23 protein-coding genes and 1 tRNA gene are annotated in these 26,186 nt (G+C 73.3%); 17 read left to right on the top strand and 7 right to left on the bottom strand.

The window, feature by feature from the left end:
- Positions 1-3 precede the first annotated feature (3 nt).
- Complete coding sequence (locus tag PHZ_RS02360; RefSeq protein ID WP_012520999.1) at positions 4-435, top strand: ester cyclase; 432 nt, start codon at positions 4-6, stop codon at positions 433-435.
- Positions 436-463: 28 nt separating this feature from the next.
- Here PHZ_RS02360 and metW read toward each other — a convergent pair whose 3' ends face one another.
- Both metW and metX read right to left on the bottom strand, forming a co-directional pair.
- On the bottom strand, positions 464-1,177 hold the full coding sequence (metW, locus tag PHZ_RS02365; RefSeq protein WP_012521000.1) for a methionine biosynthesis protein MetW: 714 nt from the start codon (positions 1,175-1,177) through the stop codon (positions 464-466).
- Positions 1,174-2,343 carry a homoserine O-acetyltransferase MetX gene (gene metX / locus PHZ_RS02370; protein ID WP_012521001.1) on the bottom strand — a complete coding sequence of 390 codons (1,170 nt, stop codon included), beginning with the start codon at positions 2,341-2,343 and terminating at the stop codon, positions 1,174-1,176. Before metX ends, metW begins: the two co-directional genes overlap by 4 nt.
- A gap of 93 nt (positions 2,344-2,436) precedes the next feature.
- Here metX and PHZ_RS02375 point away from each other — a divergent pair, with 93 nt between their 5' ends.
- The 6 genes from PHZ_RS02375 to PHZ_RS02400 all read left to right on the top strand — a co-directional run bounded on the left by PHZ_RS02375 (position 2,437) and on the right by PHZ_RS02400 (position 7,744).
- Complete coding sequence (locus tag PHZ_RS02375; protein ID WP_012521002.1) at positions 2,437-2,931, top strand: SixA phosphatase family protein; 495 nt, start codon at positions 2,437-2,439, stop codon at positions 2,929-2,931.
- The gene (locus tag PHZ_RS02380; RefSeq protein ID WP_012521003.1) at positions 2,928-3,269 is read left to right on the top strand and encodes a DUF952 domain-containing protein; all 342 of its coding nucleotides are present in this window, start codon (positions 2,928-2,930) and stop codon (positions 3,267-3,269) included. Before PHZ_RS02375 ends, PHZ_RS02380 begins: the two co-directional genes overlap by 4 nt.
- Positions 3,266-4,315 carry a quinone-dependent dihydroorotate dehydrogenase gene (locus tag PHZ_RS02385; protein ID WP_012521004.1) on the top strand — a complete coding sequence of 350 codons (1,050 nt, stop codon included), beginning with the start codon at positions 3,266-3,268 and terminating at the stop codon, positions 4,313-4,315. The genes PHZ_RS02380 and PHZ_RS02385 overlap by 4 nt, the downstream gene beginning before the upstream one ends.
- A 59-nt stretch (positions 4,316-4,374) precedes the next feature.
- A complete protein-coding gene (locus tag PHZ_RS02390) occupies positions 4,375-5,862 on the top strand; it encodes a sensor histidine kinase (protein ID WP_041373803.1) in 1,488 nt (495 codons plus the stop codon).
- A 234-nt stretch (positions 5,863-6,096) separates the two neighbouring features.
- Entirely contained in the window at positions 6,097-6,615 is a 519-nt protein-coding gene (locus PHZ_RS02395; protein ID WP_012521006.1) for a PAS domain-containing protein, read from the top strand.
- The gene (locus PHZ_RS02400; RefSeq protein ID WP_012521007.1) at positions 6,590-7,744 is read left to right on the top strand and encodes a methyl-accepting chemotaxis protein; all 1,155 of its coding nucleotides are present in this window, start codon (positions 6,590-6,592) and stop codon (positions 7,742-7,744) included. The genes PHZ_RS02395 and PHZ_RS02400 overlap by 26 nt, the downstream gene beginning before the upstream one ends.
- Here the strand turns inward: PHZ_RS02400 and PHZ_RS02405 are convergent.
- On the bottom strand, positions 7,741-9,498 hold the full coding sequence (locus PHZ_RS02405) for a gamma-glutamyltransferase family protein (RefSeq protein WP_012521008.1): 1,758 nt from the start codon (positions 9,496-9,498) through the stop codon (positions 7,741-7,743). The two genes, PHZ_RS02400 and PHZ_RS02405, sit on opposite strands and share 4 nt — an antisense overlap.
- Positions 9,499-9,587: 89 nt before the next feature.
- Between PHZ_RS02405 and PHZ_RS02410 the strand changes: the two genes are divergently transcribed.
- Positions 9,588-10,610 carry a P1 family peptidase gene (locus PHZ_RS02410; RefSeq protein ID WP_012521009.1) on the top strand — a complete coding sequence of 341 codons (1,023 nt, stop codon included), beginning with the start codon at positions 9,588-9,590 and terminating at the stop codon, positions 10,608-10,610.
- Between the two features lie 46 nt (positions 10,611-10,656).
- Positions 10,657-11,907, top strand: a complete 1,251-nt coding sequence (locus PHZ_RS02415; protein WP_012521010.1) for a hypothetical protein — start codon at positions 10,657-10,659, stop codon at positions 11,905-11,907.
- A 22-nt stretch (positions 11,908-11,929) separates the two neighbouring features.
- On the opposite strand, the gene PHZ_RS02420 is transcribed toward PHZ_RS02415, so the two are convergent.
- Positions 11,930-12,658, bottom strand: a complete 729-nt coding sequence (locus PHZ_RS02420) for an FkbM family methyltransferase (protein ID WP_012521011.1) — start codon at positions 12,656-12,658, stop codon at positions 11,930-11,932.
- 153 nt (positions 12,659-12,811) lie between these two features.
- On the opposite strand from PHZ_RS02420, the gene PHZ_RS02425 reads away from it, so the two are divergent.
- Positions 12,812-12,888: transfer RNA gene (locus PHZ_RS02425), tRNA-Arg, on the top strand.
- 96 nt (positions 12,889-12,984) lie between these two features.
- Positions 12,985-14,619, top strand: a complete 1,635-nt coding sequence (locus PHZ_RS02430; RefSeq protein ID WP_236611861.1) for an amidohydrolase family protein — start codon at positions 12,985-12,987, stop codon at positions 14,617-14,619.
- On the opposite strand, the gene PHZ_RS02435 is transcribed toward PHZ_RS02430, so the two are convergent.
- Together PHZ_RS02435 and PHZ_RS02440 are read right to left on the bottom strand one after the other, a co-directional pair.
- Complete coding sequence (locus tag PHZ_RS02435) at positions 14,616-15,548, bottom strand: glycosyltransferase family 61 protein (protein ID WP_236611862.1); 933 nt, start codon at positions 15,546-15,548, stop codon at positions 14,616-14,618. The two genes, PHZ_RS02430 and PHZ_RS02435, sit on opposite strands and share 4 nt — an antisense overlap.
- Positions 15,549-15,694: 146 nt before the next feature.
- A complete protein-coding gene (locus PHZ_RS02440) occupies positions 15,695-16,657 on the bottom strand; it encodes a 1-phosphofructokinase family hexose kinase (RefSeq protein ID WP_012521013.1) in 963 nt (320 codons plus the stop codon).
- Between the two features lie 147 nt (positions 16,658-16,804).
- Between PHZ_RS02440 and PHZ_RS02445 the strand changes: the two genes are divergently transcribed.
- From PHZ_RS02445 to PHZ_RS02460, 4 genes are read left to right on the top strand one after another with little or no spacing between them, the layout of a single operon-like run.
- Positions 16,805-17,227: a PAS domain-containing protein gene (locus PHZ_RS02445; RefSeq protein ID WP_041373032.1), complete on the top strand. Its 423-nt coding sequence runs from the start codon at positions 16,805-16,807 to the stop codon at positions 17,225-17,227.
- Between the two features lie 31 nt (positions 17,228-17,258).
- Entirely contained in the window at positions 17,259-18,008 is a 750-nt protein-coding gene (locus tag PHZ_RS02450; RefSeq protein WP_012521014.1) for an ABC transporter ATP-binding protein, read from the top strand.
- On the top strand, positions 18,005-20,374 hold the full coding sequence (locus tag PHZ_RS02455; RefSeq protein WP_012521015.1) for an ABC transporter permease: 2,370 nt from the start codon (positions 18,005-18,007) through the stop codon (positions 20,372-20,374). Before PHZ_RS02450 ends, PHZ_RS02455 begins: the two co-directional genes overlap by 4 nt.
- A 3-nt stretch (positions 20,375-20,377) precedes the next feature.
- Positions 20,378-21,583 carry an efflux RND transporter periplasmic adaptor subunit gene (locus tag PHZ_RS02460; protein ID WP_012521016.1) on the top strand — a complete coding sequence of 402 codons (1,206 nt, stop codon included), beginning with the start codon at positions 20,378-20,380 and terminating at the stop codon, positions 21,581-21,583.
- A gap of 3 nt (positions 21,584-21,586) precedes the next feature.
- On the opposite strand, the gene PHZ_RS02465 is transcribed toward PHZ_RS02460, so the two are convergent.
- Complete coding sequence (locus tag PHZ_RS02465) at positions 21,587-22,483, bottom strand: universal stress protein (RefSeq protein ID WP_012521017.1); 897 nt, start codon at positions 22,481-22,483, stop codon at positions 21,587-21,589.
- Between the two features lie 109 nt (positions 22,484-22,592).
- Here PHZ_RS02465 and PHZ_RS02470 point away from each other — a divergent pair, with 109 nt between their 5' ends.
- Together PHZ_RS02470 and ppsA are read left to right on the top strand one after the other, a co-directional pair.
- Positions 22,593-23,597: a sodium:calcium antiporter gene (locus tag PHZ_RS02470; protein WP_012521018.1), complete on the top strand. Its 1,005-nt coding sequence runs from the start codon at positions 22,593-22,595 to the stop codon at positions 23,595-23,597.
- Between the two features lie 76 nt (positions 23,598-23,673).
- Positions 23,674-26,115 carry a phosphoenolpyruvate synthase gene (gene ppsA / locus PHZ_RS02475; RefSeq protein ID WP_012521019.1) on the top strand — a complete coding sequence of 814 codons (2,442 nt, stop codon included), beginning with the start codon at positions 23,674-23,676 and terminating at the stop codon, positions 26,113-26,115.
- Positions 26,116-26,186 lie beyond the last annotated feature (71 nt).

Here is a 26,186-nt window from a genome sequence, read left to right on the forward strand (position 1 = left end):
GGCATGGAAGACCTGGCCGCCGCCCGCATCCAGGCCGTGCGCGAGCACATGGCGCTGGAGGTCGTCCATGACTGGGACGGGGTGATCGCCACGTTCGAGCGCCCCAGGTACGAGCTGTACGGATCCGGCGCCGTGTTCGACGGCGAGGCGGCGGTCCGCGGCTACTTCGCCGCCTCGCGCGTCCCCTTCCCGGACCAGGGCAACGAGATCATCGCCATCGCCCACGACGGCGACACCGTGCTGGTGGAGTTCTGGCTCACCGGCACCCACCTCGGCCCGCTCCGCCACGCCGGCCGGACGATCGAGCCCACCGGCAAGGCGTTCCGCGTCCGCATGGCTGCGAGCTTCGAGTTCGCCCCGGGCGGGGCGAAGATCGTCTGCGAACGCCCCTACTTCGACCAGGGCGCCGTCGTCCGGGCGCTGGGGCTGGCCTGAAGCCTCCTCCCCTTTCGGGCGAAGGAGGCTACTTCGATTTCTTGCGCCGGGCCTTGGCCTTCGGCGCGGGGTCTGGCCTGGCCAGCTCGACGTCGCCGAACAGGTTCCGGGGGACGGCTTCGGGGGCGCCCTGGGCCCTGCGGCTGAGCAGGAAGAGGGCCGTCTCCGCGCGCCAGTTCTCCACCGGGCGGCGCGGGTCGATCTGGCGGGCGGGCTTGCCTTCGGCGAGGGCGGCGCAGGAATCGATGCGCAGCTCCAGCTCGTCGCACAGCGCGGTGAAGTCGCGCAGGGTGCACAGGTGGATGTTCGGCGTGGACCACCACGGCTCGGGCAGGGCGCCGGTCTCGGGCATCCGGCCGCGCGAGAGCAGCGCCCAGCGGACCTTCCAGTGGCCGAAGTTCGGCACCGAGACCACCGCCTGGTCGGCGATGCGCAGCAGTTCGGAGAGCACGTGCCGGGGCTCGCGCATCTGCTGCAGGGTCTTGGACAGGATCGCGTAGTCGAAGGCCCGCGCCGGGAAGTGGTCGAGGTCGCGGTCGCCGTCGCCCTGCACCACCGCCAGGCCCCGGGCGAGGCAGGCGGCGACGCCCTCGGGACTGATCTCCAGGCCCTGGCCGTCGACGCGCTTCTCGCGGGTCAGCATCTCGAGCAGCTCGCCCTCGCCGCAGCCCACGTCCAGCACCCGCGCGCCGGGACGCACGAGGCGGAGGATCTCGCGGAAGTCCTCGCGCGTGGCGGTCAAGCGAGCCCCCCGTTCAGCCCTCGGGCCTGGGCCTGGGCGGCCAGGAAGCCGCGCAGGGTCTGGTCGAGCTGGGGCTCGTCGAGGAAGAAGGCGTCGTGGCCCTTGTCGCTCTCGATCTCGACGAAGCTGGCGCGGCAGCCGGCGGCGTTCAGCGCGCGGACGACGTCGCGGCTCTCGGCGGTCGGATAGAGCCAGTCGGACGAGAACGACAGCACGCAGAAGCGCACGCCGCGCGCCTTGGCGAAGGCGTTCGCCAGCACCCCGCCGTGCTGGGCGGCGAGGTCGAAATAGTCCAGCGCGCGGGTGATGTAGAGGTAGCTGTTGGCGTCGAAGCGGTCGACGAAGCTGGCCCCCTGGTGGCGCAGGTAGCTTTCGACCTGGAAGTCGGCGTCGAAGCCCCAGGACAGGCCATCGCGCTGCAGCTCGCGGCCGAACTTCCGCTGCAGGGCGGCCTCGGACAGGTAGGTGATGTGCGCGGCCATGCGCGCGACGGCCAGGCCCTTCTCGGGCCGCACGCCGGCCTTCAGGTAGGCGCCGCCGCACCAGTTGGGATCGGCCATGACCGCCTGGCGGCCCACCTCGTGGAAGGCGATGTTCTGGGCCGAGTGGCGGGCCGCGGCGGCGATGCAGACGGCGCTGAACAGCTTCTCGGGATAGTCGGCGGCCCACTGGAGCACCTGCATCCCGCCCATCGAGCCGCCGACGACGGCGAACAGGGTGTCGATGCCGAGCGCCTCGATCAGCATCGCCTGGGCGCGGACCATGTCGGCGATGGTGATGACCGGGAAGGCCAGGCCGTAGGGTTCGTTCGTCTTGGGATCGAGGCTGGCCGGACCGGTGGTGCCCATGCAGCCGCCGACGACGTTGGAGCAGATGATGAAGTAGCGCTCGGGATCGAGCGGCAGGCCCGGGCCGACGACGCGGCTCCACCAGCCGGGCTTGCCGGTCACCGGATGGGTGGAGGCCAGGTGCTGGTCGCCGGTCAGGGCGTGGCAGACGAGGACGGCGTTGGACTTCGTCTCGTTGAGCCGGCCGTAGGTCTTGTAGGCGACCTCCAGCGGCGCCAGCACGGCCCCGCTGTCCAGGCGCAGCGGCTTGCTCGCGGGGAACCGCCAGGTCCCGCCGCCCGTCTCGAAGCCCCCGGTGATCTGGGCCGGCGCGGTCATGGCCGCCTTGGACCGCCCCCCGCTTTAAGTGTCAATGGCTTGCAGCGCCGGCCCGCTCGGCTATGCAGGGCGCCTGCGGGTTAAGGGAGCTCCATGCAGCGGCTGATCCTGTTCCGGCACGGCAAGGCCGAGCCGGACTCCGAGAGCGGCGACGACTTCGACCGCCGGCTGGCGCCGCGCGGCGTGCTGGAATCGGCCGCCATGGGCGCGAGCCTGGCCGACCTGGGGTTCCGGCCGGACGTGGCGCTGGTCTCCACCGCGGCGCGCACGCGCGAGACCTGGGCGGCGGCGCAAGGCAGCTTCCCGGCCTGCGAGGCGCGGTTCGAGGACGGCCTCTACCACGCCGATTCCGGCGCCTTGCGGGCGGCGGCCGAGCAGGCCGGGCGTTCGGCGGGCACGGTCATGCTGGTGGCGCACAATCCGGGGCTCCAGGAGCTGGCCGTCCAGCTCCTTATGGAGGGCTCGGCCCCGCGCGAGCTGGTCCACCAGGCCCAGCGCAAGTTCCCGCCGGGGGCCGCGGCGGTGTTCCTGATCGACATGAACGGCCGGCCCAGCTTCGACGGCCTCTTCTATCCGGACCGCGCGTGAGCCGGGTCTACAAGATCCTGACGCGGGCCGAGTGGGAGGCCGCCCGCGCGGCGGGGCGCTTCGAGGGCTCGGCGGTGGACCGGCAGGACGGCTTCATCCACTTCTCGACCGCCGCCCAGGCGCAGGAGACCGCCCGGCGCCACTTCGCCGGCCAGGCGGACCTCGTGGTGCTGGAGATCGAGGCGGACGACCTGGGCCCCGGCCTGAAGTTCGAGCCCTCGCGGGGCGGCGACCTCTTTCCGCACCTCTACGGGCCGCTCGACGTGGCGCACGTGCGGGCGGTGACGGACGCGCCGCCGGACGCGGACGGCGTTCCGCAGACGGGGCTTTCGGCATGAGCGCGCTGCACGGCCTGGCCACGCGGGCGCTGCGGGGGCTGGACCCGGAGGACGCCCACACCCTCGCCATCCGCGCGCTCCAGGCGGGGCTGGGGCCGGTCGGGGGGGCGGACGATCCGATCCTGGCGACGACGCTGGCCGGCATGGCGCTGCCGAACCCGGTGGGCCTGGCGCCCGGCTTCGACAAGAACGCCCAGGTGTTCGGGCCCATGCTGCGGGCGGGCTTCGGCTTCGTGGAGTGCGGCACGGTCACGCCGAAGCCGCAGGCGGGCAATCCGCGGCCGCGCCTATTCCGCCTGAGCGAGGACCGGGCGGTGATCAACCGCATGGGGTTCAACAACGAGGGCCTGGAGGCCTTCGCCGCCCGCCTGGCGCGGCGGGGCGCGGGCCAGGGCGTGGTGGGCGCCAACATCGGCGCCAACAAGGATTCCGAGGACCGCGCCGCCGACTACGTGGCCTGCCTGAAGCGGCTGTGGGGCCTGGCCTCGTACTTCACGGTGAACATCTCCTCGCCGAACACGCCCGGGCTGCGCGCCCTGCAGACGAAGGCCGCGCTGGAGGACCTGCTGGGCCGCCTGGCCGAGGCGCGCGATTCCCTGCCGCCGGCGGGGCGGGTCCCGATGTTCCTGAAGGTCGCGCCCGACCTGGAGGACGCCGAGGTGGAGGCGATCACCGAGGTGGTGGCCGCCCACGGCCTGTCCGGGATCATCGTCTCGAACACCACCATCGGCCGCCCGGCCCTGCGCTCGCGCTTCCGGGACGAGGCGGGCGGACTGTCCGGCGCGCCGCTGAAGGGGCTGGCCGCCGAGCGGCTGGAACGGTTCGCCGAGGCGGCGCAGGGGCGGCTGACGCTGATCGGGGCCGGGGGGATCGCCTCGGGCGCGGACGCCTATGCGCGGATCCGCGCCGGCGCCTCGGCCGTGCAGCTCTATTCGGCGCTGGTGTTCGAGGGGCCCGGGCTGGCGACCCGGATCAAGCGCGAGCTCGCCCAGCGTCTGCGCGCGGACGGTTTTGCTTCGCTCGGCGACGCGGTGGGCGCAAAATAGCAGAGCTGTCAGGGCCTTGCGTTGCCCTGGCCCTCCGCTCGCATTAACTCGGAAGGATGATGGCGGACGCCCCAGCGCCCAACGAGCCGCCCGCGCGGGACAGACGGCGCCGCCTGTTCTGGCCCGGCGGCCTCTCGGCGCGCCTGCTGGTCCTGACCGTGCTGTTCGCGGCCCTGGGCGGGCTTATCGCCATCCCGCCGGCCCTGGCCGCCTTCGAGCGCCAGTGGCTGCTGGACCGGGTGCGGGCCGCCGAGCTGGCCTCGCTGGCCCCCGAGGTGGCCCCGGACCGGGTGGTGAGCGAACAGCTCAAGACCGAGCTGCTGCGCGGCGCGGGCGTGGAGATCGTGGCCATATCGGTGGACGGGGTCCGCTCGCTGGTGTTCGCGGGGGCGAGGCCCGCCGAGGCGCCCTATCTCGTGGACCTGCGGCCCCGGGCGGCGGCGGGCCTGGGGGTGTTCGCGCCGTTCCGGACGCTGTTCGGGCCCGAGGGGCGGCGGGTGCGGGTGGTGGCCGAGCCGCGGTTCCGCGAGGCCGAGTTCATCGAGTTCGTCGCCACCGACACCGAGCTGAAGCGCGCGCTGGCGGGCTATCTGTGGCGGCTGATCGGCATCGTGGTCTTCGTCTCGACGCTGGCCGGGGTGCTGGTGTTCGTGGCGCTGAACCTGTTCCTCGTGCGGCCGATGCAGCGGATCACCCACGCCATGGAGCGGTTCCGGGCCGACCCCGACGATCCCGCCGCCCGGGTGGAGCTGTCGGGGCGGCGCGACGAGATCGGCCGCGCCGAGGCCGAGCTCGACCGCATGCAGGCCGACCTGCGCGTGGCGCTGAACTCGCGGGCGCGGCTGGCGGCCCTGGGCGAGGCGGTGGCCAAGATCAACCACGACCTGAAGAACATGCTCACCTCGGCCCAGATCGCCTCCGAGCGGCTGGCGGCGCTGCAGGACCCCAAGGTCTCCCAGGCCCTGCCGCGGCTGGAGCGGGCGCTGGACCGGGCGGTGAAACTCGCCTCGGACGTGCTGGCCTACGGCAAGACCCAGGAGGCCGCGCCCGAGCCGCGGAGGGTCGCCCTGGCCGAGGCGGTGGCCGAGGCGGCGCTGGAGGCGCGGCTGTCGGACGAGGGCGTGCGGCTGGTCTCGAAGGTGGAGCGCAGCGCGCAGGTCACGGCCGATCCCGACCAGCTGCACCGGATCCTCGCCAACCTGTTCCGCAACGCCCGCGAGGCGATCGAGCACCAGGAGGGCCGCACGGCGCCCGGCCGGGTGGAGGTTTCGCTGGCGGCGGCGAACGGCGGCTGCCTGGTGCGGGTGGCCGACAACGGGCCGGGGATTCCCGGCCGGGTGCGCGAGCGGCTGTTCCAGCCGTTCGCCGGCTCGGGGCGGCCCGACGGGGCGGGCCTGGGCCTGGCCATCGCCCGCGAGCTGGCGCTGGGCCACGGCGGCGACCTGTCTCTGGCGGCGACGGGCCCCGAGGGCTCGGTCTTCGAGCTGCGCCTGCCCGGCGCCCCGACCAAGGCTCCCGCCCGCCGGCGGACGAAGAGTCCGGCCTGACCCCTGAAGGGCAACGCCGTATGCTGTTCAAGTAATCGGTGTCATTGTATATGTAACGGGTCGCAAATTACGGCGATTCGAATCCCGCATATTCGGGAAACATCAAGTCCGTATAACTACTATATGGAATGAATGTTCTGGCGCGGCCTAGCTTTCGTCCCCATGGACATGGCAGGCCGCCGGGGGGCGTCCGAGAGATCGGGCGAAGGCGTCGAAGCCCCACTTCGCAAGTTCATGCAGACCGTCCAGCCGACGGGGCGTGAGCGTTCGTTCGGCCGCGACGAGATCATCGTCTCGAAAACCGACACCCGGGGCGTGATCACCTACGCCAATCCGGTGTTCCTCCGCCTGGCCGACCTGACCGAGGCCGAGGCGGTGGGGGCGCCGCATGCCGTGATCCGCCATCCGGACATGCCGCGCGGCGTCTTCAAGATGCTGTGGGACCGCGTGCAGGCCGGGCAGGAGGTGTTCGCCTACGTGGTCAACATGGCCCGCAACGGCGACCACTACTGGGTGCTGGCGCACGTGACGCCGACGTTCGACGAGAGCGGCCGGATCTGCGGATACCACTCGAACCGGCGGGCGCCCGACCGGCGCGCGGTCGAGGAGATCCAGGGCCTCTACGCCGAGATGCGGCGGGTGGAAGACGCGGCGGGCGGCAAGGCTTCGGCGGCGGAGAGCTCGGTGGCGGCGCTCACCAACCTGCTGGCGGAACGCGGGGTGACCTATGACGAGTACATCTTCAGCCGCTGACGCGCCCAGCTGCGCGGCCTGCTTCGAAGCCATCGGCCGGGTGCTGCAGCAGGCGGCGAGGGGCGACCTGGAGGGCCGGGTCTCACCCCTGCCCGAGGACGCGGAGGCGAGGGAGGTGGCCGAGGCGCTGAACGCGCTCCTCGACCTGACGGACGCCTATGTGCGCGAGAGCCGCGCGGCGCTCCAGCACGTGGCCGAGGGTGTGTATTACCGACGGGTGATGGAGCAGGGCCTGCTGGGCTCGTTCGGCCAGGCCGCCGGCGTGATCAACCAGGCGATGAAGGCGATGGGCGACAAGGTCGCCGGCGTCGAGGCCCTAAGGGGCAGCCTCCTGCAGATCGCCGACGAGGTGGCCTCGTCCGCGGGCGCGGTGGAGACGTCGGCCCAGGGGCTGGCCGAGCTGGTCGGCCGGGTGCGCCAGAGCGCGGCGGCGATCGACGGCAGCGCCCGCAACACCAACGAGAACGTCTCGGGCGTGGTGGCCGCGACCGAGCAGCTGAGCGCCTCGATCAGCGGCGTGGGCTCGCTGGCGGGCTCGACCTCGCAGGTCTCGCGCGACGTGGTGGACCGCGCCCGGACGACGGCCCAGGCGATGGTCGAGCTGCAGGACGCGTCCGAGCAGATCAACGCCGTGGTGGCGCTGATCCGGGAAGTGGCCAGCCAGACGAACCTACTGTCGCTGAACGCCATGATCGAGGCGACCCGCGCGGGCGACGCCGGACGCGGCTTCGCGGTGGTCGCCGGCGAGGTGAAGGCCCTGGCGCGGCAGACGGGCGAGGCGACGGTCGATATCACCCACCAGATCCAGTCGGTGCAGGAACTGACGCGGCAGGCCAGCGCCGCCATCTCGGGCGTGCAGCCCATCGTCGATCAGCTCGCCAGCATGGCCGAGCAGGTCTCGGTGGCCGTGGAGCAGCAGAGCGAGGCCACCCAGGAGATCTCGGGCCACATCCACCAGGCGGCGGAAGGGGCCCGGGAGGTGGCCGGCGAGATCGGCGAGATCACCGAGGCGATCGGCGGCGCCGATCAGGCCGCCCAGGAGATGTTCGCCGCCGCCCAGATGGTCGCCGGCCAGGCGACGCGGCTGCGCGCCGAACTCGACGGCTACCTGGGCGGATCCGCCCCCTAGGGCGCCCGGGCCACGCCCTCGCGGCGGGGATCGGCGCCGCCGCGCAGGCCCTGGGGCGTGACCTCGACGCCGTGCAGGCCCGAGCCCTCGGCGCCGGGGCTGGGGGTGAGCTTCACGCCGCGGGCGGCCAGACCCTCGCGCAGCTCCGGGGCGAACTTGTCCACCTCGGCGCCATAGAAGGTCCCGGCGGCGATCAGGTTGGGCAGGTCGATGGCCTCCTGCACCGGCAGCTTCCAGTCCAGCACGCCCACGAGGGTCTTCAGGTTGTAGGCGAGGATGGCCGGGCCGCCCGGCGAGCCGACGGCGGCCACGAAGCGGCGGTCGCGGTCCAGCACGATGGCCGGCGCCATGGACGAGCGCGGGCGCTTGCCCGGCGCGACCGCGTTGGCGGCCGGCGCGCCGTCCCTGTCCACCGGCGAGAAGGAGAAGTCGGTGAGCTGGTTGTTCAGGAAGAAGCCGTGGACCATGCGGCCCGAGCCGAAGATGCTCTCCACCGTGGTGGTCATCGAGACCACGTTGCCGGCGCCGTCGACGACGACGAAGTGGGTGGTGCCGGCGGGCTCAAGGGTGCGGTCGGGCGCGCGGGCCTTGGCGCCGCGGGGCGTCCCGGGCTGCGGAGCCTCGGGGCTGGCCGTGGGGCCGATCAGCCGGGCGCGGGCGTCCAGATAGGCGGGCTCCAGCAGCCCCTCGACCGGCACGTCCACGAACGCCGGATCGCCGATGTAGCGGTCGCGGTCGGCGTACATCAGGCGGCTCGCCTGGCTGAACAGGTACCAGCCCTCCACGTCGTTGCGGTGGGCGGCGATGTCGGTGCGCTCGAGCAGGCCCAGGCCCTGCAGCACGGCGGGCCCGCCAGACGGGGCGTTCGGCGTGCAGACGATGTAGACCCGGTAGGGACGGCAGAGGGCGGCGCCCTTTCGCGGCCGGTAGCTCTTCAGGTCATCGAGGCTCAGGGTCCCCGGCAGCGGGCCCTCGCGGACCTTGGCCACGATGGCCTCGGCGATCTCGCCCTCCAGCAGGGCCTTCGGGCCCTCGGCGGCGATCTTGCGGACCGTGGCGGCGTAGGCCGGATTGCGGACGATGTCGCCCTTGGCGATCTTCGTCCCGTCGGGCTTGGTGAAGTAGCGGGCGGCGTCGGCGGTGGCCGCCTGGGCCGAGCGGCCGCTCGCCGCCGCGGCCATGCGGCCGGGGGCGGGGAAGCCCTCGTCGGCCAGGCGTTCGGCGTCGAGGAACAGGCGGTTCCAGGGCAGCCTGCCGTGATCGGCCTGGGCCATGGCGAGCATGGCGACCGCGCCCGGCGCGCCGGTCGAGCGGCCCGACAGGATGGCGGCGGTGCGGCCGAGCGGCTTGCCGTCGGGAACCATGAACATGTCGGGGGTCGCGCCGGCCGGGGCGGTCTCGCGGCCGTCGTAGGCGGTCACCGAGCGGGTGGCGGCGTCGTAGTAGGTGAGGAACGCCCCGCCGCCGAGGCCCGAGCTCTGCGGCTCCACGAGCCCCAGCACCGCCTGGACGGCGACGGCGGCGTCGACGGCCGAGCCGCCCTCGCGCAGCACCCGAAGGCCCGCCTCCACCGCCAGGGGATTGGCCGCGGCGACCATGCCGCCGGGCTGGGCGCCAGGCTGGGCCCCAGGCTGGGCGGCGGGCTGGGCGGCGGGCGCAGGCGCCGGCTGCGGCGCGGGCGGCGCGGCAGGGGTGGCGCAGGCGGCGAGGAGGGCGGAAAGGGCGAGGGGCAGCAGACGCGTCTTGCGGATCACGGACGGGAACACTCCGGCGGCGGGATGGCGGGCGACCATAGCGGCGCCGGGCCGTGGACAACAGCCGCCGGCGCGTGCGAGGTCGCCTCATGGCCGAGATGCGTCCGGGGCCGGGGCCCCGCAACCTGATCACCGACGTGCCGGGCCTGAGTGTCGGGCAGGCGCAGGACGCGCCCGCCCGCACGGGCGTGACCGTCATCCTGCCCGACGACCGCGCGGTCTGCGCCGTGGACGTGCGCGGCGGCGCGCCCGGCACTCGCGAGACGGACGCCCTCGCGCCCGAGAACCTGGTCGAGGCGGTGGACGCCGTCGTGCTGTCGGGGGGCTCGGTCTACGGCCTGGCCGCGGCCGACGGGGTGGTGGCCTGGCTGGGGGCGCAGGGGCGGGGCTACGGGCTCGTGCCCGGCGTGCCGCCCTCGCCCGTCGTGCCGGCGGCGATCCTGTTCGACATGGCCAACGGCGGCGACAAGGCCTGGGGCGAGGCGCCCCCCTATCGCGACCTCGGGCGCGCCGCCGCCTCCGCGGCCGGCCCGGACTTCGCCCTCGGCACGGCGGGCGCGGGGTACGGCGCCATGGCCGGGACGCTGAAGGGCGGCGTGGGCTCGGCCTCGGTGGTCTCGGCGGACGGATTCACGGTGGGCGCGCTGGCGGCGGTCAACTGCTGGGGCTCGGTGACGGCGCCCGGCGGGCGCACGTTCTGGGCCGCGCCCTACGAGCTGGACGGGGAGTTCGGCGGCCTGGGGCCGGCCGGCCTCGTCGCCGGCCCGGACGACTGGGGCCTCGCCAAGCGCCCGCCCCAGGCGCGCAACACGACCATCGCCTGCGTGGCGACCGACGCGGCCCTGACCCCGGCCCAGGCCAAGCGGCTGGCGGTGATGGCCCAGGACGGCCTCGCCCGCGCCATCCGCCCCGTCCATGCGCCGTTCGACGGCGACGTGGTGTTCGCCCTGGCCACCGGCCGGCGGCCGCTCGAGGCGCCGGCGGACTACGTGGTGGCGCGGCTGGGCGCGCTGGCGGCCGACGCCCTGGCGCGCGCCGTCGCCCGCGGCGTGTTCGCGGCCGCCTCATGGTCGGATGCTAAGGTTCCCTGCTGGCGGGACCTTCCGGCCTGACGCGACCGCTGTTAGACGAATCTCGCTGTCCAGGAGTGAGATCGACATGGCTTGCGCATCCAGACTGGCCCTCGCCGCGGGCGTCGCGGTCCTCGGGACCACCGCCTCCGCCCAGACCCAGCAGAAGGTGACCGGCCCGGTCGCCACCTACTGGATGAGCGCCTCGACCCAGACCGGCTTCGGCATGCCCGGCGCCGGCGGCCAGCCGGACCCCTCGGCGATCATGCGCCAGATGATGGGCGGCGGGGGGGCGCAGAAGTCGCTGGTCCTCCAGCTCGGCTCCAGCCAGGCGAGCCCCGCGCCGGCGGCCGACCACCTGCCGCCGCCCGCGCTGCAGGCCGGCGCGCGCCTGCCGCTGCTGACGCCCCGGCAGGTCCCGGCGACCCGGGACGAGGACGAGACGCCCGAGGTCCCGCGCGAGTACCAGAAGCCGCGCGGCAAGATGCTGGTGTTCTGGGGCTGCGGCGAGCGGGCCAGGCCCGGCCAGCCCTACGTCATCGACTTCGCCAAGATGGCCGAGGGCAAGCAGAACCCCGCGGGCCTCTTCAAGGGCCTCGACTACCGGCCGATGCGGCCGCCGGCGCCCGGCCGCAACCGCACCTACGGCGAGTGGCCGAACGAGAAGACCCGCGACCTCGTCCCCTCGGCGGGTTCGCTGGTCGGGGCGCACACCGTCCGCGGCAACTATGCGCCGGAGATCAATTTCACCCTCGGCCGCGAGCAGGACTTCCTCGCCCCGCTGGTGCTGACCACCAACCAGAAGGCGCCCGGCGGCTGGGCGAACCTGGCCTGGAATCCCGTCCCGCAGGCCCGCGCCTACTACGCCAGCGCCATGGGCGGCGACGGCGAGACCCTGGTGATGTGGACCTCGTCCGAAACCCAGGCGGCGGCGTTCTCGAACCCGGACTTCCTCAGCCAGGGCGACATCACCCGCCTGGTCGCGGCCAAGGCGCTGATGGGGCCGCAGACGACGAGCTGCGCCGTGCCCAAGGAGGTGCTGGACGCCGCGCCCCAGGCCATGTTCCAGCTCGCGGCCTACGGCGGCGAGGCCAACTTCGTCCATCCGCCCCGGCCGCAGGACCCCAAGGTCGCCTGGAACCAGGAGTGGGCCGTGAAGGTCCGCTACCGCTCGGCCACGGGCGGGATGCTGGGGACCCCGATGCCGGGCATGGCCGACGCGGAAGACGCGGGCGAGGCGCGCCCGGGCGCGCCGGCGCCGAAGAAGGATCCGAAGGCCGAGCGCCGCCGGGCGATCATGAAGGGCCTCGGCGGGGCGCTGGGCGTGCCGATCCCCTGAAGGTTCTTGAGGGCGCGCCGCCTCAGTAGGCGCGCACGTACCAGTCGTCGACGTTCGACAGCGCCTCGAACTTGCGCCGGTAGCCCTTCGACGAGAGGAAGTCGAAGAGCAGCTGGCGCTTGTCGGAGTGATTGTGCTCGACGGTGATCAGCCGGATCTCCCAGGCGTCCCAGTCGAACGCCTGCAGGATGTCGAGCTCGGAGCCTTCGGTGTCGATCGACAGGTAGTCGATGCGCCGCGGCGCGTTCCAGTGGCGCAGCAGGTCGACCAGCGAGATGGTCTCGACCTCGTAGCGCTGGCCGTCCTTGCGGGTGTGGCCCAGGGAATCGCTGTCGGAATAGGCGTCGATGGTGGCGTGGGCGGCGATGGCCGGCTGGTTGAACACCAGGCGCTCGCCGCTCTTCGTCCAGACGCAGCGGTCGTCCACGAAGCAGGCGCGGTTGTTGCGGATCGCCGGATGCCAGACCCGCGCCGGCTCGGCGACGATGCCGGACCAGCCGAGCTCGGTCTCCAGATACCAGCTGTTGGAGAACTTCACCCCGTCGGCGCCGCCGAACTCGACGAAGAAGCCGTTGCGGCGCCCCTTCAGCTCGTAGGACACCCACAGGTCCTGCAGGAACTGCGACTTCGAAGCCGGCAGGTGGCGCAGGCAGTGACCCAGGAACGCGCGGGCGTCGTCGGCCGGCTGGGCGGTCTGGTCGCGCAGCGCCACCAGCATCTCCACCACCTCTGCGAACGACAGGCTGACCATGACGGCTGGGCTCCCCGGATATTGTCGCCCGGGGCTACCCCGCCCGCCCCCGCGCCACAAGCCGGAGCGGGCGCCATGCGCCGATGCGGCGCGATAATGGGTTGAAAGACGAAAGGCGCCTCGCTAGATAGCGCCCCTCGCCGCAAGGCGTGCGCGCCCGTAGCTCAGCTGGATAGAGCATCAGACTACGAATCTGAGGGTCGGACGTTCGAATCGTTCCGGGCGCGCCATTTCTTCCCCCATCAATTGTCTCTGTGTCTCAGGCCGCGCTGTGCGCGCGGCGGCGGGCTGCTATAGGTCGGCCCGAGGCTTGGGGAGGGGACGAGTTGAAGGCGGCAGGCGGATTCCTGGCGGCGGCGGCCGCGGCCCTGGTGGCGGTCTCGGCGCTGGCGCCGGCGATGGCCGTGGCGCAGACGGCGGGCCCGCCCGCAGAGCTGAAGCCGGCGCCCGACCGGCGGGCGGGAGAGGGGCTGGGTCCCTTCAAGCGCATGGTGATCCGGGGCGCGACGCTGATCGACGGGACCGGCGCCCCGCCGCGCGGGCCTGTGGACATCGTCATCGAGGGCGAGCGGATCGCCGAGGTCCGCCAGGCCGGCTGGCCGGGCCTGGCGCTGGCCAAGGACCGCCCGCCGCGGGAGTTCGACCACGAGATCGACGCCGCGGGGATGTACGTGCTGCCGGGTTTCGTCGACCTGCACGTCCACGGCGGCACGCCGCAGAAGGCGCCGGAGCTGGAGTACGTCTACAAGCTGTGGCTGGCCCACGGGGTGACGACGGTGCGCGGCGTCTCGCTGGCGCCGCACGCCATCGCCGTCTCGGAGAAGGCCAGGGCGGCCCGCGGCGAGATCGTCGCCCCTCGGATCTACAACTACCAGACGCTGGGCTCGGGCTGGTCGCAGGGGCGCATTGACGGCCCGGACAAGGCCCGCGCCTGGGTGCGCTGGGCGGCGAAGAACGGCGTCGACGGCATCAAGTTCTTCGTCCGCGACGACGAGACGCCCGAGGTGGTGCTGGCCGCCCTGGACGAGGCGAAGGCGCAGGGGCTGGGCACGGTGGCGCACATCGCCCAGCCGGGCGTGGCCGAGCTGAACGCCCTGAAGCTGGGAGAGGCGGGCCTGGGGACCGTCACCCACTTCTACGGCCATTCGGAATCGCTGCTGAAGGACCGGCGGCTGCAGGACTATCCGGCGGACTACAACTTCTACGACGAGCAGAAGCGGTTCGGCGTCGCCGCCGAGATCTGGGACGAGATCGTCGAGCCGGGCTCGCCCAAGTGGGTGGAATACCTGGAGGCGCAGAAGGCCGCCGGCGTCACCTTCGATCCCACCTTCAACATCTACGCGGCGTCCCGCGACCTGATGCGGGCCCGCAACGCCGACTGGCACGCCGACTACACCCTGCCCAGCCTGAAGGCCTACTTCGTCTCCACCCGCGACAACCACGGCAGCTACTTCTTCGACTGGACGACGGCCAACGAGGTGGCGTGGAAGCGCTTCTACGACCGCTACTTCCGGCTGGTGAACGACTACAAGAACCTGGGCGGGCGGGTGACGACCGGATCGGACTCCGGGTTCATCTGGAAGCTGTACGGCTTCGCCTACGTCGAGGAGCTGGAGCTGCTGCAGGAGGCGGGCTTCTCGCCGCTGGAGGTGATCCAGGCCGCGACCGTGAACGGCGCCCGGACGCTGGCCGAGGCGAAGGGCGAGCCGATCGGCTTCGGCGTGGTGCGGCCCGGCCTGTCGGCCGACCTGGTGATCGTCCCCGAGAACCCGCTGCAGAACTTCAAGACGCTGTACGGCACCGGCCACCAGCGGCTCTCGGCCGACAACCGCGTCGAGACCGTGGGCGGGGTGAGGTGGACGGTGGTCCGCGGCGTCGCCTACGACGCGCCGGCGATCCTGGCCGACGTGAAGGCGATGGTGGAGCGGGCGAAGGCGGCGCAGGCCGGGGGCGCGCGCTAGTCCTTCAGGAGCGGGTTCAGGATCTCGGGCGGGACGAAGTAGTCCGAGTGGATCGGCTGCAACTCGTCGTACTTGGCGATCGGACAGAATATCTCCTCGACCTCGACGCCGCACGCGCGGCCCAGGAGGTTCCAGATGGGCCCTTCCCGGCAGGTCTCGGGGTAGAAGACCGCGACCCTCGTCCTGCGCCGCACGAACAGCAGGTTGGAAAGCCATGCGCCGGTCGGGCCGATGATGTGGCTGGCGGTGCTGAACATCCGCACCTGCTGGTTCAGGCTGTAGTCCTCGGGCGCCATCACGGTGTAGCCGGCGGCGACGGCGCGCCGCTCAACCTCGTCGAAGTTGACGATGCTGCGCCCGTCGCGCTTGCGGCGGATCAGGAGCTTGCGCGGGGGGTGCTGGCGCGGGTCGGACCAGGTGGGACGCAGGCCTTCACGCAATGCGGCGATGTTCTCGGCGTTGCAGTAGGGCGGGGTGATCCCCCCGTCCAGCCGCTCGGCCGAGTAAAAGCTGGATCGCGGCAGGATCACCTGCTCGCTCAACACCGCGTCCCCGCCCGCCCGGAGCTGGATGATCGACATGCGCCGCTCGCGCATCAAGAACGACAGCGCCAGCGCCATGTTCGGGTGCAGCAGCCCCGAGACCAGCATCGTCTCCGGCTCCAGGACGCCTTCCCGCATCAGCGCGTAGACGCTGGGCAGGCACTCGATCATGAAGTGGAAGTAGTTGAAGGGAAACAGCAGGTTCAGCGCCAGCACCGGACCCGGCACGTGCGCCATGATCCGCGGCCTCCCGTTCATCTCGAAGGAGATGTCCTCACCCTCGCCCACGCGCTTGATCACGCCGGTCTGCTCTTCGGGCACCAGGGTGCTCTGCGGCCGGAACGGGAGCGTCGTGAAGGCCGTCTCGAGGTCCCGCGTGAACGCCATGGACGCGAACTTGATGAGCACGCCGGGCCCCACGACGTGGTGTGACTGATCCGGAAGTCCGATGATACGCAAACGTGCCGTCCTCGCGCTGGCGGGTGGGCACGAAGACTCCACCTGACGGCGAGTCGTCAAGCGCCGGGGCGCCGCTAGGCCCGCAGCGCGGCCCGGTCGTCGACGCGCTCGACGGTCACTTGCGGGAGCAGGCGGCGCACGTCGCGGGCGCCGGCGAGCTGGGTGCCCTGGGCCAGCAGGGCGGCCGACCCGCCCGCCATGGCGAAGGCGAATGCCTCGCGCAGGGTCAGCTTGGAGGCGAGGCCCCAGACCATGGCGCCCAGGAAGCTGTCGCCGGCGCCGACGCTGCTGACCGGCCTCACCGGCAGGGCGGGGGCGCGCCAGGCGTCCTGGGCGGTGACGAGCAGCGCGCCCTCGTGGCCGAGGGTGAGGGCCACGGCGGCCGTGCGGCCCCGCGCGATCAGGGACCGACAGGCGGCGATGCGGCTCGCCTCGTCCTCCAGCGGCGCGCCGGTGAGTTCGCGCAGCTCGCGCAGGTTGGGCTTGATAAGGAAGACGCGTTCGGAAAGCGCCGCCTGCAGCGGCGGGCCCGAGGTGTCCAGGGCGAAGCGGACGCCCCAGCTCTCCACGATCTCGGCCACCCGCGCGTAGAGGTCGTCGGGGGCGCCGGGCGGCAGGCTGCCGCTGGCGCAGACGAAGTCGGGCTTGGCCTCGAGCCCCGCCAGCGCCTTCAGGCAGGCCATCCATTCGACCCCGTGCAGATGGGGCCCCGGCATGATGAAGCGGTACTGGGCGCCCGAGGACTCGTCGAGCACGGTGACGTCCTCGCGGGTCTCGCCCGAGACCGGCACGGGCAGGCTTCCCACCCCTTCGGCCTCGACGAGGCGCTCCAGCATCTGGCCGGTGAGGCCGCCCGAGGGGAAGATCGCCAGCGTGCGCGCGCCCAGGCGGTGGGCGACGCGGGCGACGTTGATCCCCCCGCCGCCGGGATCGCGCCGGCCGGCGCCGCAGCGGAGCTTGCGGTCGGGCTCGACCCGCGGCGTCGAGGTCGAGACATCCAGGGCGGGGTTGAGCGTCAGGGTGACGACGACGGGCATCGGCGGGCCTCCTCGAGCCTGGAGGCTGGCCCGGGCCCCGCCTGCCCGCCTTGAGCCACGTCAAGGGTTGAAACCGGCGGTTGACGGGCGTCAAGGCGGCCGGCCCGCCCCGCGCCGATGCTGCGGCCGAACCGTGGATCCAGACCGATGAAGCCGATGAAGCACCCCTACGCCGTCCCCGGCCGCCTGCCCGCCGACCTGGAGCGGGTCTACGCCTATTGGAAAGGCCTGCTGCGCGGCTCGGCCCAGATTCCCTTCTGGGACGACGCCCGGCTCACCGACCTGCCGGACCTCGCCGGCCGTCTGTTCCTGGTGGATGCGTTCCAGCGGCCCGAGCGCTTCCGCTTCGGGACGGTGGGCGAGGACCTGCCGGCGGATCTGTCGGGCCTGTTCCTCGACGAGGTGGAGCCGCCCACGCCATTCGAGTTCCTCCTGTCGCAGGCCAGCGCTACGGTGGAGGCCCAGGCGCCCACCTACGTACGGGCCGAGGACGGCTATGCGCGGCTGCTGCTGCCCATGTGGGGCGACGGACGGATCTCGATGCTGCTGGGGGCGGTCGATCCCGGCTGAGGCGGCGCCGTCCGCCCGCGGGGGCTGAGTCATGGCCAGGCGCCCGTCCGCTCCCGCCCCGGAGGCGCCCCCCGACGCCGGTCCGGCCATCGAGCTGCGGGGGCTCGCCAAGGTCTACCGGACCGGGGCGGGCGACGTGCACGCCCTGCGCGGCGTCGACCTGTCGATCCGCCGCGGCGAGATCCTGGTCCTGTTGGGGCCCTCGGGATCGGGCAAGTCCACCCTGCTCAACATCCTGGGCGGGCTGGACCGGGCGAGTTCGGGCCGCGCCCGCTTCCATGACCTGGAGCTGACCACCGCCAGCGAGGCCCAGCTGACCCGCTACCGGCGCGCCTCGGTGGGCTTCATCTTCCAGTTCTTCAACCTCGTGCCGAGCCTGACCGCGCGGGAGAACGTGGCCCTGATCACCGAGATCGCGGCCGATCCGATGACGCCGGAGGAGGCCCTGGCGCGGGTGGGGCTTGGCGACCGGATGGACCACTTCCCGGCCCAGCTCTCGGGCGGCCAGCAGCAGCGGGTCGCCGTGGCCCGGGCGATCGCCAAGCGGCCCGAGCTGCTGCTCTGCGACGAGCCGACCGGCTCGCTGGATTCCGAGAGCGGCGTCCAGGTCCTCGAGGCGATCGCCGAGGTGACCCAGGCGGTGGGGGCCACCACCCTGATCGTCTCCCACAACACCGACATCGCCGCCATGGCCGACCGCATCATCCGCTTCCGCGACGGCCGGATCACCGAGGTGGAGGTCAACGCGCGCAAGGTCGCGCCGCGGGAGATGAGCTGGTGAGGCCGGCGCCGCTCGACCGCAAGCTGCTGCGTGATCTCGTGCGGCTGCGCTGGCAGGTGCTGGCCATCGCGCTGCTGATCGCCTGCGGGGTGTCGGTGGCGGTGATGGCCTTCTCGGCCCAGCAGGCGCTGGCGGACGCCCAGGCGGGGTTCTACGCCGAGACGCGCTTCGGGGACGTGTTCGCCCAGGCCAGGCGCGCCCCGCTCTCCCGGGCGCGGGAGCTGACGCGGATCGACGGGGTGACGGTGGCCGACGCGCGGATCGTCGAGGCCGGGCTGATGGACGTTCCCGGCCTGTCGCGGCCGGCGGTGGCGCGGGTCGTCTCGCTGCCCGAGGACGAGGCCCGGGCGCTCAACCAGATCCGCCTCGTGCGCGGGCGCATGCCGGACCCGGCCAGCCGCGACGAGGTGGTGGCGCTGAAGACGTTCATGGACGCCGCCGGCGTCAAGCTGGGCGACCGGCTGACGACGGTGCTGGAGGGCCGCGCGTTCAGCTTCACCATCGTGGGGGCGGCGCTGTCGCCCGAGTACGTCTATGTGCCGGCGCCGCAGTCCTTCATGCCCGACGACGCCCACCAGGGCGTGTTCTGGGCTCCCCGGGCGACGGTCGAGCGCGCCGCGGGGATGACCGGGGCGTTCAACGCGGTCTCGCTGAAGCTCGCGCCGGGCGCGTCCCTGCCGCGCGTGCTGCAGGACGTGGACCGGATCCTGGCGCCCTACGGCGGGCTGGCGGCCCGCGGCCGGGAGGACCAGCCCTCGCACGCCTTCCTCGAGGCCGAGCTGAAGGAGCTGTCCACCTCGGCCTCGATCCTGCCGCCGGTGTTCCTGGCCATCGCCGCGGCCCTGGTGCACCTCGTCGTCTCGCGCATGGTGGACGCCGAGCGCGAGCAGATCGGCCTGCTGAAGGCCTTCGGTTACCGGGACGGCGAGGCGGCGCAGCCCTACCTGAAGACCGCCGCGGCGATCGGCCTGGTGGGCGCGCTGGGCGGGGGGCTGATCGGGGCGCTGCTGGGGGCGGCCATCGTCGACCTCTACCGGGAGTACTTCCGCTTCCCGGACCTCGCCGGGCGCTTCCACTGGCCGGCCTTCCTGATCGCCAGCACGGTGGCGGTGGGCGCGACGCTGGCGGGCTCGGTCTCGGCCGTGCGGCGGGCCGCGGCCCTGTCGCCGGCGGTGGCGATGCAGCCGCTGCGCCCGGCGGTCTACCGCAGGGGCCTGCTGGACCGGCTGACGCCCGGCCGCGCTATCGACGAGGCCAGCCGGATGATCGTCCGCAACCTGGAACGCTTCCCGGTGCGCGCGGGGCTGGCGGTGGCGGGGCTCGCGGCCAGCCTCGCCCTGCTCGTCGGCGTGCAGTTCATGTTCGACAGCTTCGACCGCCTCATCGACCAGGCCTACTACCGCATCCAGCGCTGGAGCGAGTCGGTGGGCTTCATCGAGGGGCGCAGCGTGGCGGCGGCGGCCGAGCTGGGACGCCTGCCGGGAGTCTACGCCGTCGAGCCGGTGCGGGGCGCGGCCGCCCGGCTGAAGGCCAACGGGCGCCAGGAGCTGACGCAGGTGGTGGGGCTGGACCCGGGCCCGGCGCTGCAGCGGCCGCTGGACGCCGAGGGCCGGCCGCTCCCCCTGAAGGGGCGCGGCGTCGTCATCAGCGAGGCCCTGGCCCGGCGGCTGGCGCTGGCGCCCGGCGACATGGTGCGGATCGAGATCGTCGAGGGGCGGGGCGGCGCCGGCAGCGTTCCGGTGACCGCCCTGGCGCGCGACTACAGCGGCTTCACCGCCTATGTGGACCGGCGCGAGCTCAACCGGCTGATCGGGGAGGGCGACGTGATCACCGGCGCGAACCTGCTGGTCGCGGGCGACCGGCGGCCGGCCTTCTACGCGGCCATCGAGCGGACGCCGCAGATCGTCGGCTCTTCTTCGCGGGACGACACGGTGACCGCCTTCCGGCAGGTGATGATCGAGGCGTTCCGCACCACCATGGTCTTCTACGTGGGCTTCGCGGCGGCGATCGCCTTCGGCGTGGCCTACAACACGAGCCGGATCGCGCTGTCCGAACGCGCGCGGGACCTGGCGACGCTGCGGGTCCTCGGCTTCGGCGAGGCCGAATGCGCCTACATCCTGATGGGCGAGCTGGCGATCCTGGCGCTCGCCGCCGTCCCGGTGGGGATCCTGGGCGGCAACGCGCTGGCCGAGGGCCTGGCGGTCGCCTATTCGCGCGAGGAGGTGCGCCTGCCCCCCGTGATCACCCTGCCCAGCTACGGCGCGGCGCTCGCGGCCTATTTCGGCGCCGTCGTACTGGCGGGCGTGCTGGTGGCGCGGCGGGTCTGGGAGTTCGATCTCGTGGCCGTCCTGAAGACGAGGGAGTAGCCGGTGGCGCGCATCAAGTGGGCGAGATGGGGCCTGGGCGGGGCGGTGGCCGCGGCCGTGGCGGCGACGGCGGGCCTGCTGCTCGCGCCGCGACCGGTCCCGGCGGACGTCGAGCCGGTGCGGACCGGCCCCATCGCCGAAAGCGTCTCGGACCAGGGCTATGCGCGGGTGCGCGAGGCCTATGTGGTGGCCGCGCCCGTCTCGGGCCGGCTGGAGCGCCTGCCGCTGAAGGTGGGCGACCGGGTGAGCGCAGGCCAGACGGTGGTCGCCCGCATCCGTCCGGCCGCCGCCGACCTGCTCGACCCGCGCTCGCGCGCCCAGGCGCAGGCGAGCGTCGCCGCGGCCCAGGCGGCGGTGGGCGCGGCCCAGGCGCAGCGCGACCGGCTGGCGGCCGAGGCGCGGCGCGCGGACGTCGACCTTCAGCGGCTGCGGACCCTGGCGCAGAGCGGCTTTGCGGCCAAGCAGGCGCTGGACAGCGCCGAGGCCGAGGCCCGCTCCGCCAACGCCGCGGTCCGGGCCGCCGCCGCCGAGCTCACGGTGCGCCGGGCCGAGCTGGCCGCCGCGCGGGCGGCGCTGATGGGGCCTGACGCGGACGGGGCGAACATCGTGCCCGTGACAGCGCCGGCGTCGGGCTACGTCACCCGCCTGCTGCAGGAGAGCGAGCGGACGGTGGCGATGGGCACGCCGCTGATCGAGGTGGGCGACCAGACGGGGCTGGAGGCGGCGATCGAGTTCCTGACCCAGGATGCGGTGCGCGTCCGCGAGGGCATGCCGGCCGAGATCTACGACTGGGGCGGGGAGGGGACGATTCCCGCCATCGTCCGCCGCGTCGAGCCGCAGGGCTTCACCAAGATCTCGGCCCTTGGCGTCGAGGAGCAGCGGGTGCTGGTGCTGCTGCAGTTCGCCGGCGAGCCGGGGAAGTGGACGCGCCTGGGGCCCGGCTACCGCGTCTGGGGACGGGTGTTCCTGCGCCGCGAGGCCAAGGCGGTGAAGGCGCCGCTGGGGGCTCTCGTTCGCGCCGACGGCGGCTGGGCCGTGTTCCGGGTCGAGGGCGGCCGGGCGCGGCTGACCCGCGTGGAGGCCGGCGCCATGACCGACCGCGAGGCCGAGATCCGCAAGGGCCTCGCCGCCGGGGACCGCGTGGTGGTGTTCCCCTCGGACAAGGTGCGGGACGGCGCGCGGATCAAGGTCCGCAAGTCCGCCGGCTGACGGTCAGGCCGTCTGCGTCCTCGAAGGGGCGGCCCGGGCCACCGACCGTTCCGGGACCACCAGCACGTCGCAGGCCGCCGCCATCAGCAGCCGGCCCGCCACGTCGGGCGCCAGGCGTTCCAGCAGGCCGCCGCGCGCGTGGGCGCCCAGCACCATCAGGTCGGGCGCATGGTCGCGCAGGAACCGGTCGATCCGCTCATCGGGGCCCCCGTACTCGACGCGCGGAGTGATGTTCAGCGGGCGACCGGCTTCCGCCTGCACCCGCTCGACGAAGGCCTGCTGGTCCTCCAGCGCCATCGCCCGCATCTCCGCGTCGTGCTCGCTCTCGCTGAGGAAGCCGGTGAACGGCACCCGGTAGGCGTGGAGCAGGGTGAAGGCCGCCTCCGGGAACATGGCGGCGGCGCGGACCAGCGCCTGCTCGGCGGCGGGGGAAAAGTCGCTGGGGACCAGCACCTGGCCGTAGGGTCCGCGCGTCCGGCGCTTGACGACGAGGAAGGGCGCGCAGGCCTCGCGCACCAGGGCCTCGACCGTGCGGCCCGGCCGCATGCGGCCGAGGATCTCGTTGCGGGCCACGCCGACCACGATCAGGTCGGGCTTCAGGCGGCGGGCGGCCTCGCAGATCACCGCGTCGGGCCGGCCGGCGACCACCTCCACCTGTCGGCGCACCGGACGCTCGCCGATGGCGTCGGCAAGCTCGGCCTCCGCCTCGGCGCGGGCCGCCGCCCCGACCGCAGCGGCGGTCGCGGCGTCGGCCTCGACGGCGGTGACCACGTGGAGCGTCGCGTCCCAGGCCTCGGCCAGGGCGCAGGCCCGGTCCAGCGCGCGGTCGCACCTTGCGCTGAGGTCGGTGGCGAGCAGGATGCGTCCGCCGCCGGCGTTCGCAGGGTCGGATGGGGCCATGGGTCGTCCTCCTGGCGGATATCAGGGCGCGCCAGCCGTTCGACGGCATTGACGGACCTCAACGCGCGACCGCGGCGGCCGGCCCACCTTACCATCGGGAGGGCCGCGCTTGATCTTCGCCTGGACGCAGTTCCTGCTGCTCGGCGCCGTGGTCGGCGTCGCCGGCTACTGGCTGTCGCGCTTCGGCGACGTGATCGCCGAGCGGACCGGCCTGTCCGGCAGCTGGGTCGGCCTCGTGCTGATGGCCACGGTCACCTCCCTGCCCGAGCTGGTCACGGGGGTGACGGCGGTGCGGGTCGAGCACGCGCCGGACCTGGCGGTCGGCAATGTGATCGGCGCCTGCATGTTCAACCTGCTGCTGCTGAGCCTCGTGGACCTGTTTTACCGGCCCGCCTGCATGTTCAGCCGCGCCTCGCAGGGCCACGCGCTGTCCACCGGCTATGGCGCGGTGCTGCTGGGACTGGTGGGCCTCAACATCCTTGCCCCGGCGCCGCTGCCCTGGGTCCCGATCAGCTTCGCGAGCCTGCTGATCGTGCCGCTCTACGCCCTGGCCCTGCGCACCATCTTCACCTTCGAGCGCCGCCAGCTGCTGGAGCCGGCCGAGCCGTCGGTGATCCGCTACCCGGGGGTCACGCTCCGGCGGGCGATCCTCGGCTACGCGGGGGCGGCCGCGGCGGTGCTGGCCGCGGGCTTCCAGCTGCCGCGCGCCGCGCTCGAGCTGGCGGGGGCGATGGGCTGGAGCGACAGCCTGGTCGGCACCCTGCTGCTGGCGACGGCGACGGCCATGCCCGAGCTGATGGTCACGCTGTCGGCGGTGCGGATCGGCGTCCTCGACATGGCGGTCGCCAACCTGCTCGGCAGCAACCTGTTCAACATGCTGGTGCTGGCCATCGACGACCTCGCCTACCCGGGCGGGCCGCTGCTCTCGAGCGTGGACCGGGGGCATGCGGTGAGCGTCCTGACGGCGCTGGTGATGAACGGCGTCGTCACCGCCGGCCTGATCTACCGGCCGAACGGGCGTCCCGGCGGCGCGCTGAGCTGGGCCAGCCTGGCCCTGGTCGCGGCCTACGTCCTGAACGCCTGGCTGCTGTTCAGCGGAACGCGGCCGACCTGATCCCGATTGACCTCACTCAAGGCGCGCGCCGGCCGCGCGCCTAGGTTGCTCCCCTCGCACCTTGCGGAGCGGACCCATGGCGCCTGCCCACTACATCCGACCCTTCGACACCCTGGCCCTTGGGGACGTGCCCCTGGTGGGCGGCAAGACCGCCTCGCTGGGCGAGCTGCAGCAGCTGCTGAAGGGGGCGAAGGTCGCCGTGCCCGAGGGGTTCGCGATCACCGCCCAGGCGTACCGGGACGCGCTGACCGGGGCCGGCGCCTGGGAGCCGCTGCGGGCGCTGCTGGAAGGACTGGACGTCGAGGACGTGGCCGAGCTGGCGCGCCGGGCGGCCGAGGCCCGGCGGATCGTCTACGAGGCGACAGGCGGCGAGGACCTGCGCCGCCAGATCGTCGAGGGCTTCCGTGAGCTGAAGCGGGCGGTGGGGGCCGACATCAGCGTGGCGGTGCGCAGCTCGGCCACCGCCGAGGACCTGCCGACAGCCAGCTTCGCCGGCCAGCACGAGAGCTTCCTGCACGTGCGCGACGAGGCCGCGCTGATCGAGGCGTGCCGCCGCTGCTTCGCGTCGCTGTTCACCGACCGGGCGGTGGTCTACCGGACCCACAACGGCTTCGACCACCTGAAGGTCGCGCTCTCCATCGCGGTGATGCGGATGGTCCGTTCCGACCGGGCGGCCAGCGGGGTGACCTTCACCCTGGACACCGAGAGCGGGTTCCGGGACGTGGTGTTCGTCACCGGCGCCTACGGCCTGGGCGAGAACGTGGTGCAGGGCCTCGTCGACCCGGACGAGTTCTACGTCCACAAGCCGACGTTCCGGCAGGGCTACCGCGCGGTGCTGAAGCGCAGCCTGGGGGCCAAGCAGACCCGCATCGTCTGGGACCGCAGGGCCGGCGGCGCGGCGCTGAAGACCTTGCCGGTCGGCAGGGCCGAGCGCGGCCGCTACTGCCTGACCGACGCCGAGGTCATGGACCTGACCGACGTGGCGATCCGCATCGAGGACCACTACTCCAAGCGCGCCGGGCGGCCGACGCCGATGGACATCGAGTGGGCCAAGGACGCGGTGGACGGGCGGCTCTACGTCGTCCAGGCGCGGCCCGAGACCGTGGCCTCGCAGCGCGGCCAGACCCTGGAGACCTTCCGCCTGACCGGCTCGGGACCCGTGCTCGCGACCGGCAAGGCGGTGGGCGAGCGGATCGCCTCGGGACGGGTGCGGGTGATCCGCGGCCCCGCGGACCTGCGGGCGTTCCAGGAAGGCGAGGTGCTGGTGGCGCCCGCGACCAGCCCAGACTGGGAGCCGGTGATGAAGCGCGCGGCGGCCGTGGTCACCGACCGCGGCGGGCGCACCTGCCACGCCGCCATCGTCGCCCGGGAGCTGGGCCTGCCGGCGGTGGTGGGGGCGGGGGACGCCACGGCGCGGCTGGGGGACGGCGGCCTCGTCACCGTCTCCTGCGCCGAGGGCGAGACCGGCCGGGTCTACCAGGGGCGGGTCCCGTTCGAGGTGACGCGGCTGGACCTGGCCTCGCTGGCGACGCCCGTCACGGAGGTGATGCTGAACCTGGCGCATCCCGAGCTGGCCTTCCGGTTCGCCCAGCTGCCCTCGGCGGGCGTGGGCCTGGCCAGGCTGGAGTTCGTGATCGGCGAGCAGATCCGGCTGCACCCGATGGCGGCGGCGCATCCGGACCGGGTGACCTCGGCCCGGCAACGGGCGCAGATCGCCCGGCTGTCGCGCGGCTTTCCCTCGCCGCGGGCCTATTTCGTCGAGCGGCTGGTGGAGGGCGCGGGCGTGATCGCGGCCGCCTTCCACCCGCGGCCGGTGATCGTCCGGCTGTCGGACTTCAAGACCAACGAGTACGCCCGCCTGACCGGCGGGGCCGACTTCGAGCCCCGCGAGGAGAACCCGATGCTGGGGTTCCGGGGCGCCTCCCGCTACGCCCATCCGCTCTACGCCGACGGCTTCGCCCTGGAGTGCGAGGCCCTGGCGCGGGTGCGGCGGGACCTCGGCCTGAAGAACCTGAAGGTGATGATCCCCTTCTGCCGGCGGGTGGAGGAGGCCCGGCGCGTGCTGGACGCCATGGCCGCCAACGGCCTGAAGCGCGGCGAGGACGGGCTGGAGGTCTATGTGATGTGCGAGATCCCCAACAACGTCATCCAGATCGACGCCTTCGCCGAGCTGTTCGACGGGTTCTCGATCGGCTCAAACGACCTGACCCAGCTCGTGCTGGGCGTGGACCGCGACTCCGAGACGGTGGCCTTCGACTTCGACGAGCGCGACCCGGGCGTGCTGGAGATGCTGCGCCAGGCGGTGACCGGGGCGCACCGCAACGGCCGGCACGTGGGCATCTGCGGCGAGGCGCCGGCGACCTATCCCGAGGTCGCGGCGTTTCTCGCCGGCGTCGGCATCGACTCCATCAGCGTCAATCCGCAGAGCCTGCCGCGCACGCTGGCCGCGGTGCGCGAGGCGGAAGCCGCGGCCGCCAAGGCGCCGGCCCGGGAGCTGTCGAAGATCGGCGGTGTTTGAGCCGGATCAAACCGGCCCCGGCGCCGGCCGTGGTAGACGTCGGATCGTTCCGGTGTGGCTTTGCGGCTCGG

Source organism: Phenylobacterium zucineum HLK1 (assembly GCF_000017265.1).
GTDB lineage: Bacteria > Pseudomonadota > Alphaproteobacteria > Caulobacterales > Caulobacteraceae > Phenylobacterium > Phenylobacterium zucineum.

What these genes read in the sequence shown, in the direction of transcription:
- PHZ_RS02395 (WP_012521006.1), top strand. Translation starts at nt 6,097, where the DNA reads ATGCAGACCGTCCAGCCGACGGGGCGTGAGCGTTCGTTCGGCCGCGAC.
- PHZ_RS02385 (WP_012521004.1), top strand. Translation starts at nt 3,266, where the DNA reads ATGAGCGCGCTGCACGGCCTGGCCACGCGGGCGCTGCGGGGGCTGGAC.
- PHZ_RS02435 (WP_236611862.1), bottom strand. Translation starts at nt 15,548, where the DNA reads ATGGCGTTCACGCGGGACCTCGAGACGGCCTTCACGACGCTCCCGTTC.
- PHZ_RS02415 (WP_012521010.1), top strand. Translation starts at nt 10,657, where the DNA reads ATGGCTTGCGCATCCAGACTGGCCCTCGCCGCGGGCGTCGCGGTCCTC.
- metX (WP_012521001.1), bottom strand. Translation starts at nt 2,343, where the DNA reads ATGACCGCGCCGGCCCAGATCACCGGGGGCTTCGAGACGGGCGGCGGG.
- PHZ_RS02450 (WP_012521014.1), top strand. Translation starts at nt 17,259, where the DNA reads ATGGCCAGGCGCCCGTCCGCTCCCGCCCCGGAGGCGCCCCCCGACGCC.
- PHZ_RS02390 (WP_041373803.1), top strand. Translation starts at nt 4,375, where the DNA reads ATGGCGGACGCCCCAGCGCCCAACGAGCCGCCCGCGCGGGACAGACGG.
- PHZ_RS02420 (WP_012521011.1), bottom strand. Translation starts at nt 12,658, where the DNA reads ATGGTCAGCCTGTCGTTCGCAGAGGTGGTGGAGATGCTGGTGGCGCTG.
- PHZ_RS02440 (WP_012521013.1), bottom strand. Translation starts at nt 16,657, where the DNA reads ATGCCCGTCGTCGTCACCCTGACGCTCAACCCCGCCCTGGATGTCTCG.
- PHZ_RS02375 (WP_012521002.1), top strand. Translation starts at nt 2,437, where the DNA reads ATGCAGCGGCTGATCCTGTTCCGGCACGGCAAGGCCGAGCCGGACTCC.
- PHZ_RS02400 (WP_012521007.1), top strand. Translation starts at nt 6,590, where the DNA reads ATGACGAGTACATCTTCAGCCGCTGACGCGCCCAGCTGCGCGGCCTGC.
- PHZ_RS02410 (WP_012521009.1), top strand. Translation starts at nt 9,588, where the DNA reads ATGGCCGAGATGCGTCCGGGGCCGGGGCCCCGCAACCTGATCACCGAC.
- PHZ_RS02445 (WP_041373032.1), top strand. Translation starts at nt 16,805, where the DNA reads ATGAAGCCGATGAAGCACCCCTACGCCGTCCCCGGCCGCCTGCCCGCC.
- PHZ_RS02360 (WP_012520999.1), top strand. Translation starts at nt 4, where the DNA reads ATGGAAGACCTGGCCGCCGCCCGCATCCAGGCCGTGCGCGAGCACATG.
- ppsA (WP_012521019.1), top strand. Translation starts at nt 23,674, where the DNA reads ATGGCGCCTGCCCACTACATCCGACCCTTCGACACCCTGGCCCTTGGG.
- PHZ_RS02465 (WP_012521017.1), bottom strand. Translation starts at nt 22,483, where the DNA reads ATGGCCCCATCCGACCCTGCGAACGCCGGCGGCGGACGCATCCTGCTC.